Annotated in this window: 11 protein-coding genes; 4 read left to right on the top strand and 7 right to left on the bottom strand. The window is 67.1% G+C overall.

Features of this window, described 5'->3' with window-relative positions:
* Positions 1-197: 197 nt before the first annotated feature.
* The 3 genes from OXG33_08635 to OXG33_08625 all read right to left on the bottom strand — a co-directional run bounded on the left by OXG33_08635 (position 198) and on the right by OXG33_08625 (position 2,833).
* A complete protein-coding gene (locus tag OXG33_08635) occupies positions 198-1,091 on the bottom strand; it encodes a dihydrodipicolinate synthase family protein (protein MCY4113989.1) in 894 nt (297 codons plus the stop codon).
* A 19-nt stretch (positions 1,092-1,110) separates the two neighbouring features.
* Complete coding sequence (locus tag OXG33_08630; GenBank protein MCY4113988.1) at positions 1,111-1,857, bottom strand: SDR family NAD(P)-dependent oxidoreductase; 747 nt, start codon at positions 1,855-1,857, stop codon at positions 1,111-1,113.
* Positions 1,858-1,918: 61 nt separating this feature from the next.
* A complete protein-coding gene (locus tag OXG33_08625) occupies positions 1,919-2,833 on the bottom strand; it encodes an amidohydrolase family protein (protein MCY4113987.1) in 915 nt (304 codons plus the stop codon).
* 158 nt (positions 2,834-2,991) lie between these two features.
* Here OXG33_08625 and OXG33_08620 point away from each other — a divergent pair, with 158 nt between their 5' ends.
* The 3 genes from OXG33_08620 (at position 2,992) to OXG33_08610 (ending at position 6,734) form a co-directional block, all read left to right on the top strand.
* Positions 2,992-4,602, top strand: a complete 1,611-nt coding sequence (locus OXG33_08620) for a DUF3179 domain-containing protein (protein ID MCY4113986.1) — start codon at positions 2,992-2,994, stop codon at positions 4,600-4,602.
* Between the two features lie 107 nt (positions 4,603-4,709).
* On the top strand, positions 4,710-5,519 hold the full coding sequence (locus OXG33_08615) for an aldo/keto reductase (protein ID MCY4113985.1): 810 nt from the start codon (positions 4,710-4,712) through the stop codon (positions 5,517-5,519).
* A 45-nt stretch (positions 5,520-5,564) separates the two neighbouring features.
* Positions 5,565-6,734 carry a Gfo/Idh/MocA family oxidoreductase gene (locus tag OXG33_08610; GenBank protein ID MCY4113984.1) on the top strand — a complete coding sequence of 390 codons (1,170 nt, stop codon included), beginning with the start codon at positions 5,565-5,567 and terminating at the stop codon, positions 6,732-6,734.
* Between the two features lie 3 nt (positions 6,735-6,737).
* Here OXG33_08610 and OXG33_08605 read toward each other — a convergent pair whose 3' ends face one another.
* Complete coding sequence (locus tag OXG33_08605) at positions 6,738-7,013, bottom strand: hypothetical protein (GenBank protein ID MCY4113983.1); 276 nt, start codon at positions 7,011-7,013, stop codon at positions 6,738-6,740.
* Positions 7,014-7,225: 212 nt separating this feature from the next.
* Here OXG33_08605 and OXG33_08600 point away from each other — a divergent pair, with 212 nt between their 5' ends.
* Positions 7,226-7,756 carry a dTDP-4-dehydrorhamnose 3,5-epimerase family protein gene (locus tag OXG33_08600; GenBank protein ID MCY4113982.1) on the top strand — a complete coding sequence of 177 codons (531 nt, stop codon included), beginning with the start codon at positions 7,226-7,228 and terminating at the stop codon, positions 7,754-7,756.
* Between the two features lie 24 nt (positions 7,757-7,780).
* On the opposite strand, the gene OXG33_08595 is transcribed toward OXG33_08600, so the two are convergent.
* Genes OXG33_08595 through gatA form a run of 3 tightly spaced genes read right to left on the bottom strand, consistent with a single transcriptional unit; the run spans position 7,781 to position 11,998 of the window.
* On the bottom strand, positions 7,781-9,049 hold the full coding sequence (locus OXG33_08595) for a Glu/Leu/Phe/Val dehydrogenase (GenBank protein MCY4113981.1): 1,269 nt from the start codon (positions 9,047-9,049) through the stop codon (positions 7,781-7,783).
* A gap of 16 nt (positions 9,050-9,065) precedes the next feature.
* Positions 9,066-10,532, bottom strand: coding sequence for an Asp-tRNA(Asn)/Glu-tRNA(Gln) amidotransferase subunit GatB (gatB, locus tag OXG33_08590; GenBank protein ID MCY4113980.1), 1,467 nt, complete (start codon positions 10,530-10,532; stop codon positions 9,066-9,068).
* The gene (gene gatA, locus OXG33_08585; protein MCY4113979.1) at positions 10,529-11,998 is read right to left on the bottom strand and encodes an Asp-tRNA(Asn)/Glu-tRNA(Gln) amidotransferase subunit GatA; all 1,470 of its coding nucleotides are present in this window, start codon (positions 11,996-11,998) and stop codon (positions 10,529-10,531) included. The genes gatB and gatA overlap by 4 nt, the downstream gene beginning before the upstream one ends.
* Positions 11,999-12,006 lie beyond the last annotated feature (8 nt).

The following is a 12,006-nucleotide window of genomic DNA, read 5'->3' as shown; positions in this document are numbered from 1 at the left end:
CGAGGAGGTTGCGGACATAGCGAAAGCTGATGAAGGCGTCGTCGGTGATGAACCACGCAACGCTGGTCAACCAACCCAACAGGGCGAGCCAGGGGAGACACAAAAGCCCAGTAACGACCAAACTCGGGCGCGCCACTCGCGCCAGTCGTCGCCGCGCGGTCAAGGGCGCGTCGGATGCAAGCCGGCGGACACGGACATCAGGCCAGATTCAGTGCCCGCAGCGCCTCGCACAGGTCGGCGATCTCCTCGTCGGTGAGGTTCGGCGCCGGAGAGCGCCGCCAGCGCGGCGATACGCCATGCGCCTCGCCCATGGACGCAAAGAAGCCGTTGCCGCCGACCCGACACGCGGCCACCAGCGGACCGATCGCCAACTCGGAACGCTCGATGGTTGCCCACGCCGTGGCGTCGTCGCCCCGCTGCAGCGCGTCCCAATAGGTCATCGCCGGCTCCGGATAGGAGCGCACGAACACATCCAGCCATGAGCGGCATCCGTGAGGCCACAGCAGGTGGTGGCGCTTCATCCCGCCGCCGCCGGTCATCGGCCAGCGGTCGCCCCAGCGCATCAACACCTCGTGGGCGTAGGCAAGGTCGATGTCCTCCTTGAACGCCAGGAGGTTCGGCTCGTTCTCGACCAGCTCGCAGGTGCGCAGCGGCACGTCGCCCACGAACATCACGCGCGTTTGCTGCGACACGTCGCGGTACCAATCCGCCAGCGACTCGGGCGTGCCTCGCGCCCACTCGGCCGGGCGGGCCATGTACAGGTCGAAGCCCAGGTCGTCCACATGTGCCGCGAACTCGCGCGCCTTGTTGAGCCCCCACATCGCGTCACAGGCGATGGTGACCGCGCGCCGCCCGACGTGATCGATCACGATGCGGTGAATCTCGGCGACCTCGTCGTCGGTGAGCAACGACACCAGCCCCTCGCCCCAGGTGAGCATGATGACCTCGACGCCGGCGTCGAGCGAGATGTCGATAGTGGCGCGCATGCCGTCCGGGTCGATCTCACCATCCGGTGTGAACTTGGTCGGCAATGGATTCACCGGCCCGCGCAACCGGGCCTGGATTTCGTCCGCGGCGCGCCAGTGACTCACGCGTCGACGCCGCCGGCCCTCATACCATCAACTCCCCACCGGTTATGTCAACCGCCGCACCGGTGATGTAGCCGGCGCGCTCGGATGCCAGAAACGCCACAAGCTCCGCCACCTCCGACGGCTGACCGAGACGCTGCAATGGAATGGATGGGATATACGCGTCGATGCGGTCCTGGGGCCAAGCGTCCTTGATCATCTGCGTGTCGATCATGCCCGGGCACACCGCGTTGACGGTGATCCCGTGCACCGCAAGCTCCAGAGCCGCCGCACGGTTGATGCCCAGAACCGCCGCCTTGGATGCCGTGTAGTGGGCGCCTGCCACCGTGCTGACGTTCTTGCCCGCCGTCGACGAGAAGTTGACGATGCGTCCGTAGCCGTTGGCGGCCATCGGTTCCATCGCGGCTTGAATGAACGTGAACACCGCCTGCACGTTCACCGCGAACACCAACGACCATTCGTCATCGGTGATCTCGTGAATCTTGCGGTGAAAGGCGACGCCGGCGTTGTTGACGAGCACGTCCAATCGCCCGTAGTGGTCGGCCACCTCCGCCACGATGGCGCGCACCCGGTCCCGATCGGAGACGTCGCCGGGGACTGCCAGCGACTCGACTCCGCAGGCCTGGGCCGTCGCGGCCGTCGCTTCCGGATTCAGGTCGTTCACGGCTACCCGCGCGCCGCGCGCCGCCAAGAGCTCCGCTATCGCTCGTCCCATGCCCCGGGCCGCGCCCGTAACCAGGGCCACGCGACCGTCAAATTCACCTGCCACCGTTGGCCTCCAATCCGTCACCTCGGGCGATTGTGCCTCATGACTGGGGCGCCGAAACCCATCAATCAGGCCAAAACACGCGCTCGGCCGTGCCGTGCAACAGCTGGGCAAGGTCGCCGTCGCTGAGGAAGTCTGCGTGCTCGGCCAACAGGCCGATCGACGTCTCATAGGTATGCGGAGGCACCGTCTGCAAGGGGCTGTCGCTGGCCCACATGCACCGCTCCGGCCCGTACGCGTCGAGCACCCGGCGAACTATGGCCAACATATCCAGATACGGCGGTCCGTCCAGGCTCAGCGCGCCAAACGCACTCACCTTCACCATCGCCCGCGGGTGGCGGGCCACGGCGCATAGCGCATCCACGTCCTCGGCCGTGGCCCCCGTAGCCGGTCCAAGGCGCGCCAGGTGGTCCAGGATCACCGGCGCATCGCCGTGCCGGGCGCACATCCGATCGATCTCCCGTAAGTCGGCCGCCCCGCACAGAAAGCTGAGCGGCAGGTCGTCTGCCGCCGACATTCGAAACATCGCCTCGAACGCCGGATGGTCAAGCCATTGCTCGCCTCCGGGCACATCCGGGCGTGTCGATTGTCCCCGCACCCGAAATGCTCGAATGCCCTGCTGGGCCAGCGCTTGCATCGCGCGGTCGGGTTCCGGCAGACCGACGTCCACGATGGCGGGCACGATCCCCGTGCCCGCGAAGCGCCGTGGGTCGCGCTGGATGAGATCGACGATGTACGAGTGGTCGAGGCCGTACCAGGTCATCTGCACCAGGTTGAACCGGCCCACGCCTGCGGGCTCGCCGCGGGCCGCCAGCTCCGCGCCGTCGAAGCTGGGAAACCACAGGTCCTCGGGTCCAAAGCCCGGCGCGAACGGAAACCGCGCGGTGTCGGCGCTCCAGACGTGAACGTGCGCGTCGATGATGTCGGGCTCGGGCATGGGTGTTCCTGGAGCGTTGGGCGCGAGGCTGCCGACCAGCATGGCAGGAAACGCCGCCAATTCGCCACAAGCGAGGAAACCGTCCAGACTTGCCACACGTAGTGAGCTTCAATGACGTTGGATTGACTTCGAGGGATTTTCGGATTTCACCGGATCGTCCCCTGCCCCGTGGCAGGCGCCCTACGATCAACCGCCGCCACGTGCTGCTGGGCGCCGTGGGCGCTTCCGCGGCGCTGGCGCTAGCAGCCTGCGACGACGATTCCACCGTCACCGAAAGCCGCCTGCCGCCAACGCGCACGGCCGATGCTCAACCCGCGGTCTCCCCGGCGCCTGAGGTCACGCGCGCCACTCCCCCACCCAAGGCGACGGCCGCCCCCGAACCGACGCCGCCACCGACTGCCACGGCGGCGCCGACACCAATTACCGACGCACCGATCCCCGAACCGCCGTTCGACGACGCCGACGTGGACGTGCTGCTCTATGGGCTGTTGGACCGTCGGAACAGGCCCCGCACCAAGGCAATCGTCGACGCAATTGTGGCGTCCGGCGACGAGCGGTTTGTCGCCGTGCTCATCGAGCTCATTCGATTCAACGAATTGGCCATCATCCAGGGACCCGGCGTCCCCGGCGTCTTGGGCGCTCTCAAGGCGCTCACCGGCCAGGTGTTCATCTATGTCTCGGGATGGGCGGAGTGGTACGCAAAGTCCGACCTGCAAGCGCCCCCAGGGTTCGCGCAGTGGAAGGGCTGGCTGCTAGGAGCCATCGATTCGCGCATGACCGAGTTCTTCCAAGGAGAGGACCCGGGCAAGATTCGCTCCGAGGAAGTCCTCTGGGGCGGCGTGCGGGTGGACGGCATCCCACCCTTGGAGAACCCGGCCTTCCGCCCCGCGGCGGACGTCGACTATCTCGAGCCCGATGACCTGCTCTTCGGCGTGTCCATCAATGGCGACCATCGGGCGTATCCCTTGCGAATCCTCGACTGGCACGAGATGGCCAACGACGTCGTGGGCGGAGTCCCCGTCTCGCTGGCCTATTGCACGCTGTGCGGCGCCGGGGTGCTGTTTGACGGCCGGGTCGGCGACACGGTGTTCACGTTCGGCACGTCCGGCCTGCTCATGCGCAGCAACAAGCTGATGTACGACCGCAACACCAGATCACTGTGGAATCAACTGAGCGGCGAGCCGGTGCTCGGGCCCCTCGCGACGAGCGACATTCAGCTCAACATCCTGCCGGTCGTCGTCTCTACGTGGGCCGATTGGACGGCGCAGCACCCCGGCTCGCCGGCACTCGATATTGAAACCGGATACGCGCGTATCTATACGCCCGGCGCCGCATACGGCGCCTATTTCGCCAGTCCGGAGACGCGTTTCCCCGTGCCGTTCGACAGCCCGGAGCTGCGCACCAAGGACCGAGTGTTCGGTCTCACCATCAATGGAATGCGGCGCGCCTACCCGACCAAGCTGCTGACGGAGCGAGTCGTCGTGAACGATGAGCTCGGGGGTCAACGCGTGGTGATCATGGCGCCGCGCGGCAATCTCAAGGGTCAGGGCCGCGACCGCACTCTCGGCGCCCCGGCAATCTGGCCGGCAGGCGCCGAAGTTCGGGCCTACGACGGGGGAAGCCTCGACTTCATCGCGGGCAACGACCCGCAAACGCTGCTCGACGGGAACGGCGCCGTCTGGCAAGTCGCCGAGGACGCCCTGCTCGGACCGAGCGGTGAGCGCCTCGAACGCCTGCCCGGCCATCTCGCCTACTGGTTCGGCTGGTTCAACTTCTTCCCCGACTCCGAGGTGTATTCGGACAAGCCGTAGCGGAAGTTCGGGCGCGTCACTTGTCCGACGACGCCAAGAACTGCGACTCCAGCGAACTCCCCGACTTACACTGGGAGCCTGCGGCCAAATGGACGAGTGAGATTCTCATGGAATACGTCCCCCTCGGGCCCACCGACGAATTGATCCCGAGCATCGGGTTCGGTACTGCCCGCTATCACGGCGAGCCGGGGGTGCTGGGTCGCGCAATCGAGCTCGGCGCGAACCTCATCGACACGGCCGAGTCGTACAACGCCGTTGGCGACGAGCCGGGCGCCGCCGAGCGCATCGTCTGCCGCGAGCTGCGGGAGGCCGGCGCGTCCGCCTTCGTGGCCACCAAGATCAGCGCGCAGAACCTGAGGCATGACTGCGTGATATCGCACGCGCTTGCCAGCCGCGAGCGACTCGGCATCGACGTCATCGATCTTTACCAGATTCACTCGCCCAGCGCGACGATTCCGATCACCGAGACCATGGCCGCGATGGAGCAACTGGTCGCCGACGGCGTGATTCGCCACATCGGCGTGAGCAACTTCGACGTTCAGCAAATGGCGGACGCCCAGGACGCCCTGGAGAGCTCCCCGCTCGTCGCGAACCAAGTCCCCTACAGCGTCCTCGATCGGCGGATCGAGGCCGAAGTCTTGCCGTACTGCCAAGCGAACGACATTACCGTCATCGCCTTTGCGCCGCTGGCGCTGGGGCGGGTCGTTTCCGGACCCGGATCCACGGTCGTCCGGCAGGTCGCTGACGAGGCCGGCAAGACCCCGGCGCAAGTCGCGATCCGCTGGCTGCTGGACCACGACCGGGTAATGGCCATCCCCAAGACCGAGCGGCCCCAACGGGTGGACGAGCTGTGCGGCGCCGTGGGCTGGTCGTTCACCGCCGAGCAGCGGCAGGCGCTGGACGCCATTCGTCCATGAACCAGCCAACAGCGCCCGGGCCGACACGAAGGAGATTGGCGCAGCATGACCGGTGAGTCTGGGCCGGATACGCCGGCCGACGAGGCCCAGTACACGGACGTCGGAATTCTCTCCGACGAGATGATCGCGGAGGCCGCACGCCGGCCCCAGCATCCAAGCCGCAAGGCCCGCATCGGATTCATTGGGGCGGGCTGGTGGGCCACCACCAACCACATGCCGCTCCTGGCCGCGCGCAACGACGTCGAGATGGTGGCCGCGTGCGGCCTCGACGCCGCGGTGCTCGCGCGGGTGCAGCGGCACTTCGGATTCGAACACGCAACGCCGGACGTGAGTGACCTCCTGAGCCACAACCTCGACGCAGTCGTCGTGGCCTCGCCGCATCGCCACCACTTCGCTCATGCCGCCGCGGCGCTGCAGGCGGGCTGCCACGTCCTCGTCGAGAAGCCCATGTGCACACGCGCCGGGGACGCGCGTCGCCTGGTCGCGCTGGCACGCAACGCCGGACGGCATCTGCTGGTGTCGTACGGCTGGCATCACCGTCCGCTCACCGTGCGCGCCAAGGAACTGATGGACAGCGGCGCGGTGGGTGAAGTCGAGCACGTGGCCTGTCACATGGGGTCGCCGTCGAAGGAATTCTTCATGGGCACGGCCTTCCGCTTCGGCGAGCCGCCGTTGGTGGCGCCGGAGTTCGACAACTACACGGACCCCGAGCTTTCCCAAGGGGGCTACGGCCAGGCGCAGCTCAGCCACGCCCTCGGTTTGCTCACCTGGCTCACGGACCTCGAACCCGAGGCTGTGTACGCGGCCATGGCGGATGGCGGCGCGCGAATCGATCTGCACAACGCCCTGACGGTGCACTTTCGCGGCGGCGCCCTGGCGTCGGTTTCGGGCACGGCCGCGGTTCCGGTGGGCGGGCGCTTCCAACTCGACCTGCGCATTTTCGGCAGCGAGGGCGCGCTGCTCTACGACATCGACCGGGCGCGGCTAGCCGTATTCCGGGACGATGGGGTCAATCAAGAGCTCGCCGTTGGCGCGGACGATGGGGCCTATCGCTGTGACGGACCGCCCCACGAACTGGTGGAGCTGACGTTGGGGCTCACGGACTCCAACTCATCGCCGGGGGATGTCGGACGCCGGGCGGTTGAGATTGTGCATGCCGCCTATGAGTCGCACGCCGCCGGCCGGCGAGTTGCTATCGACGAGCTAGAGCACTAGCCGCTAAGTCACGGACGGTCGAGCGGAGCCGACACGCGGCCGCAGACGCAATTCCGGCTGCGACTCGATACTCGTGCTGACGATCCGCGGCACGATCCAAAAGCCGGTACGGCGGGCGCACTGCCGCGCCAGACGGTCAATGAACGTGGGGAGTTCCGCCGGACGCAGTCCCCGCAACACCTCGATCCAGACGAACGCGTCCTCGCCGTCCACGCTCTCCATGTCGATGGTGACGCGCAAATCCGAATACTTGGCGCCAATGGTGTTTGCCATGCTCATGGCGGTGTCCCGGACGCGCTGCCGTCGTTGGTACGACATCCGCGTCGCGGGGCTCGGACTCGTGCGAGGCATCAGTGCCTGACCCGTCCTCAAAGTCGCCTGTGCATGCTAGCACTCCGCCGCCCGACAAATGTCAAAACATTTCCACGCCGTCCGGAGGCGGGCTGAGTTCACCTACACTGCATCGCCAGGCGTGGAGAGCGAGGAGACCGGTGCGGTTTCACCTCCGGATCCATGATGCGGTCGCACGGCCGCTGAGGGTCAATCGGGACGAATCAGGAACCCTTGTCGAGATCCTTCGAACCGATTGGCCCGACATCTACGACCCGGACACGCGGGCGTTTGCGCAAACCTACTACTCGGTCACCCCGGCCGGACTGGCCCGCGACGAGGACGAATGGCATGTGCATCGGCACCAGGAAGACCGCTTCATCGTGGCGGCCGGTTCAATCGTGCTTGCCCTGTGGGACGGCCGGACCGAATCGCCGACGCGCGGGACGCTCGATTTGCTGCCGCTCGGAGAAATCTCCGGCGACGACGCGCAGCACTGCGTCCTGATTCCGCGCCTCGTCCACCACGGCTTCATGGTCGTTGGCGACGAGGCCGCCGTGCTCCTCAACTCGCCGACACGGCTCTACAACCCCGCCGACGAAGGGCGCGACGCGTTCGCGGACGTTGGGGCCGTCTTTGACGATGGCCGCCCATTCTCGTGGCAGGCCGTGCGCGACGGCGCGGCCAACTAGTTCAGGCAGCCGGAACCGGCGCTGCTACGGGTAAACCCCCCGCAGCCGCGTGGCCTCGGCCACGCGGGATATGGCCAGCATGTGAGCCGCCTGGCGCAAGTTGACCCCCGCCTCCGCGGCGGTGGCGGCGACGCTCTCGAGCGCGTCCCGCATCTGGCGGCCCAATCGTTCGTTGATCTCGGCTTCGGTCCAGAAGAACTGCTGCAGGTCCTGCACCCACTCGAAATAGGACACCGTCACGCCGCCGGCGTTGGCCAGGATGTCCGGGATCACGGTGATCCCGCGATCGGCGAACTCCAGATCCGCCGCCGGCGTCGTCGGGCCGTTGGCGCCTTCGACAATCATCGAGGCCTTGACTTGTGAAGCGTTGGCGGCCGTGAGCTGCCCCTCGATGGCCGCCGGCGCCAGAATGTCCACGGGAAGCTCGAGCAGCTCGCGATTGCTGATCCGGTCGGCGTCGGGCAGGTCTTTCATCAGTCCGCCGGCAGCGCCGTGGCGCACGACGGCAGGCACATCGAGCCCCGTTTCGCGAATGGCGCCGCCCTCGCTATCGCTCACGGCGACAATGGTGAAGCCGGCTTCGTGGAAGAGCCGCACCGCGCCCATCCCAACATTTCCCGCGCCCTGAACCGCCACTCGCAGGCCGCGTGGATCGCGCCCCTCGCGCTTCAGCATCGCCAGGGTGACTTCGAGCATGCCTCGGGACGTGGCCGATGCCCGTCCTTCCGACCCGCCGACGACCACCGGTTTGCCGGTGACGACGGCGGGAATCGAGTGGCCGGCGTGCATTGATATGGTGTCCATGATCCACGCCATGACCTGAGCATTGGTCCCCATGTCCGGCGCCGGGATATCGAATTCCGGCCCGATGAGAACGGCGATCTCACTGGCATAGCGTCGCGTCAGATTTTCGAGCTCCGCCGAGCTGAGCCCGCGCGGATCGACCTCGACGCCGCCCTTGGCGCCGCCGTAGGGCAGGTTCATGACGGCGCACTTCCACGTCATCCACATGGCCAGGGCGCGCACTTCGTCGAGATCGGCCAGCGGGTGGTAGCGAATGCCGCCCTTGGCCGGACCTCGCGTGATGTTGTGGTGCACGCGGTATCCGCGAAACATGCGGATCCCGCCGTCGTCCATCTCCACGGGAAAGTTGACGACCAATTCACGCTTTGGGCGGCGCAGAATCTCACGCACGTCGGCGTCCAGCCCGAGAAGCTCCGCCGCCTCGTCATACTGGCGCAGCGCCGTTTCGTAGGCGCTGGGTTCGGGGCCGGTCGAGTGCGTCGCGTTCATAGCGCCCATTCCCACTTCATTCGCCGCTGTCACGGCCCAGCTCCGCGCGCAGCAACTCGGTCACCTTGCCCGGATTTGCCTGGCCTCGCGTGCGTCGCATGACCTGGCCCATCAGAAATTGAACCGCGCGGTCCTTCCCCGCATGGTAGTCCGCAACCGCTTGCGGGTTGGCGGCCATGACCTCGCGGGCGATTTCCGCCAACGCATCGGTATCGCTGATCTGTCGGCCACGCGCGGCCACAACCTCTTCCAATGACTTTCCGGTGGCGAATATCTCCTCGAGCACCGTGCCGGCCATCGTGCTGCTGAGATCGCCCTTGGCTCTCAGCGCCAGCAGCTCCGCCATCTCGGCCCCGGAAATGGGGATGGCTTGAGACTCCAGCTCCCGCGCGTTGAGCAGCCGCCGCACGTCCTGCAGCACCCAGGTCACGACTTCCGCCGCCGGTCCGGCATGGCGCTCGATGACGTCCATGGTGTAGGCGGCGAGGTCACGGTCCTCGACTAGCTCGTCGGCGTCCGCCGCAGCCACGCCAAGTTCCGCCACAAGGCGCTGCCGAAAGGCATCGGGAAGCTCCGGCATTCGCTCCCTCAGACGCCGCACCCGCTCGCGCGTGATCTCAAGCGGCGGCAGGTCGGGCTCCGGAAAGTAGCGATAGTCGTGGGCGTACTCCTTCGTGCGCTGGGAAACGGTGCGGGCGGCGCTCTCGTCCCAACCCCGTGTTTCCTGCTCCAGCCGCTCGCCGCGCTCCAACAGGCCGATCTGGCGTTCGATCTCGTAGTCCAGCGCCAGGCCCAGCGCCCGGAAAGAGTTCATGTTCTTGACCTCGACCTTTGTATCGCCGACCTCGGCGCCGATCGGCCACACGGACACGTTGGCGTCGATCCGCAGCGCGCCGTCTTGCATGTTGGCCGTCGACACGCCGAGCCAGCGCAGGATGTTGCGCAGCTTGAGGCCGTAGGCCATCGCCTCCTCGGCGCTCGTGATGTCCGGTTCGGTGACGATCTCCATCAGCGGCACGCCAGAGCGATTCAAGTCGATCAAACTCGCCGGCTGGCCGTCATCGCCGACCACGTGCGTCAGCTTGGCGGTGTCCTCTTCCAGGTGAACGCGAGTGATGCGGATGCGCCGGGTCTCGCCGGTCGCGGCAATCTCCAGCCAGCCGCCGACGCACAGCGGCAGATCGTATTGCGAAATCTGATACCACTTCATCAAATCCGGATAGGCATAGTTCTTCCGGTCGAACTTGGCGTGCGGCGGAATCTCGCTGTGCAGGGCGAGGCCCGTCATGATCGTGAGATCGACCGCGGCCGCATTGATCACCGGCAAAACGCCGGGCATTCCAAGGCATACGGGGCACACCAAGGAGTTCGGCGGCGCGGAGGCATAGGCCGCGCTGGTGCGGCAGAACATCTTGCTGGCGGTTTTGAGCTGCACGTGAGTCTCAAGTCCGATGACCACGCGATAGCCGGCTTGCTCCGTCATGCCTCCACCGCCTGCCGCGGCGCCGGGGCCTCTGGCCGAAGTCGTTCATAGGCGTCCGCCGCGCGCAGCAGGCGTGCCTCTTGCAGCGGCGGAGCGATGAGCTGCAGGCCCGCCGGCAATCCATCCACGAAGCCGCACGGCACGCTGATGGCTGGCAGGCCCGCGAGCGACGCGGGCAGCGTGAGCACGTCGGCGCGGTACATCGCCAGCGGATCGGCGGTTCGCCCGCCGAGCTCGAACGCGGTGGTCGGCGAGGTCGGTGCGGCGATCACGTCCACCGACTCGAAGGCCGTGTCGAAATCCTGCTTGATGAGGGTGCGCACCTTCTGGGCGCGCAGGTAATAGGCGTCGTAGTAGCCGGACGAGAGCGCAAACGTTCCGAGCATGATGCGTCGCTTGACTTCGGCGCCGAAGCCCTGGGCGCGCACCGTGGCCATCATCTCGTCCACGTCGACGGCCTGCGGGTCGGACAGCCCATATTTCACGCCGTTGTAGCGGGCCAGGTTCGCGCTCGCCTCGGAGGGAGCGATGACGTAGTAGACCGGCAGCGCGTACTCGGTGTGGGGCAGCGTGATCTCACGAATCTCCGCGCCGTTGGCTTCCAGCACGGCGATCGCGCCCTCAACCGCCGAGGCCACGCCCGCGTCAATGCCCTCACCGAAGTACTCCGGCGCCACGCCCACGCGAAGTCCCTCGACATTGCCGGCGAGCTGCGCCGCGAAGTCCGGCACCGGCTCCGGCAGCGACGTGGCGTCGCGCGGGTCGTGTCCGGCGGTGGCCGCGAGGAGAACGGCGGCGTCATGTACCGACTTCGTGAGTGGACCGACCTGATCGAGCGAGGACGCGAACGCCACCAGCCCATAGCGCGACACGCGACCGTAGGTCGGCTTGAGGCCCACGCACCCACACAGCGCGGCGGGCTGACGCACGCTGCCGCCGGTGTCCGAGCCAAGCGCGGCCAGGCATTCGTCCGCGGCCACCGCTGCCGCCGATCCGCCACTCGATCCCCCCGGCACCCTGGACAGGTCCCACGGATTGCGCACCGGGTGATAGCCCGAATTCTCACTCGACGACCCCATGGCGAACTCATCCATGTTCGTCTTTCCCACGAGCACGGCGCCGGCGTCCTTGAGGCGCGCAAGGACCGTGGCGTCGTAGGGCGGTACGAAGCCTTCGAGAATGCGCGAGGCGCAGGTTGTCGTGACTCCGTCGGTGCAGAGCACGTCCTTGATCGCCAGCGGGATGCCCAGCAGCGGACCAGCCTCTCCGCGCGCGCGTCGCACATCGGCCGCCGCGGCCTGTGCCAGCGCGGCGTCGGCGGTCACGAGCAAGTAGGCGCCGGTGCGCGCGTCGACGGCGTCGATTCGATCCAGCACGCTGCGAGTGAGATCGACCGAGGAGATGTCGCCGGCCGTCAGCGCGTCCCCCGCTTCGGCGACGGTGAGCCGGAAGAGATCGTCAGCCATGTGGCGAC

This window comes from Chloroflexota bacterium (assembly GCA_026708035.1).
Lineage (GTDB): Bacteria > Chloroflexota > UBA11872 > UBA11872 > UBA11872 > JAJECS01.
This window is presented reverse-complemented; position numbering and strand designations above follow the sequence as displayed.

Coding starts and splice junctions, on each gene's coding strand:
- OXG33_08605 (MCY4113983.1), bottom strand. CDS start 7,013: ATGAGCATGGCAAACACCATTGGCGCCAAGTATTCGGATTTGCGCGTC.
- gatA (MCY4113979.1), bottom strand. CDS start 11,998: ATGGCTGACGATCTCTTCCGGCTCACCGTCGCCGAAGCGGGGGACGCG.
- OXG33_08625 (MCY4113987.1), bottom strand. CDS start 2,833: ATGCTGGTCGGCAGCCTCGCGCCCAACGCTCCAGGAACACCCATGCCC.
- OXG33_08595 (MCY4113981.1), bottom strand. CDS start 9,049: ATGAACGCGACGCACTCGACCGGCCCCGAACCCAGCGCCTACGAAACG.
- gatB (MCY4113980.1), bottom strand. CDS start 10,532: ATGACGGAGCAAGCCGGCTATCGCGTGGTCATCGGACTTGAGACTCAC.
- OXG33_08610 (MCY4113984.1), top strand. CDS start 5,565: ATGACCGGTGAGTCTGGGCCGGATACGCCGGCCGACGAGGCCCAGTAC.
- OXG33_08615 (MCY4113985.1), top strand. CDS start 4,710: ATGGAATACGTCCCCCTCGGGCCCACCGACGAATTGATCCCGAGCATC.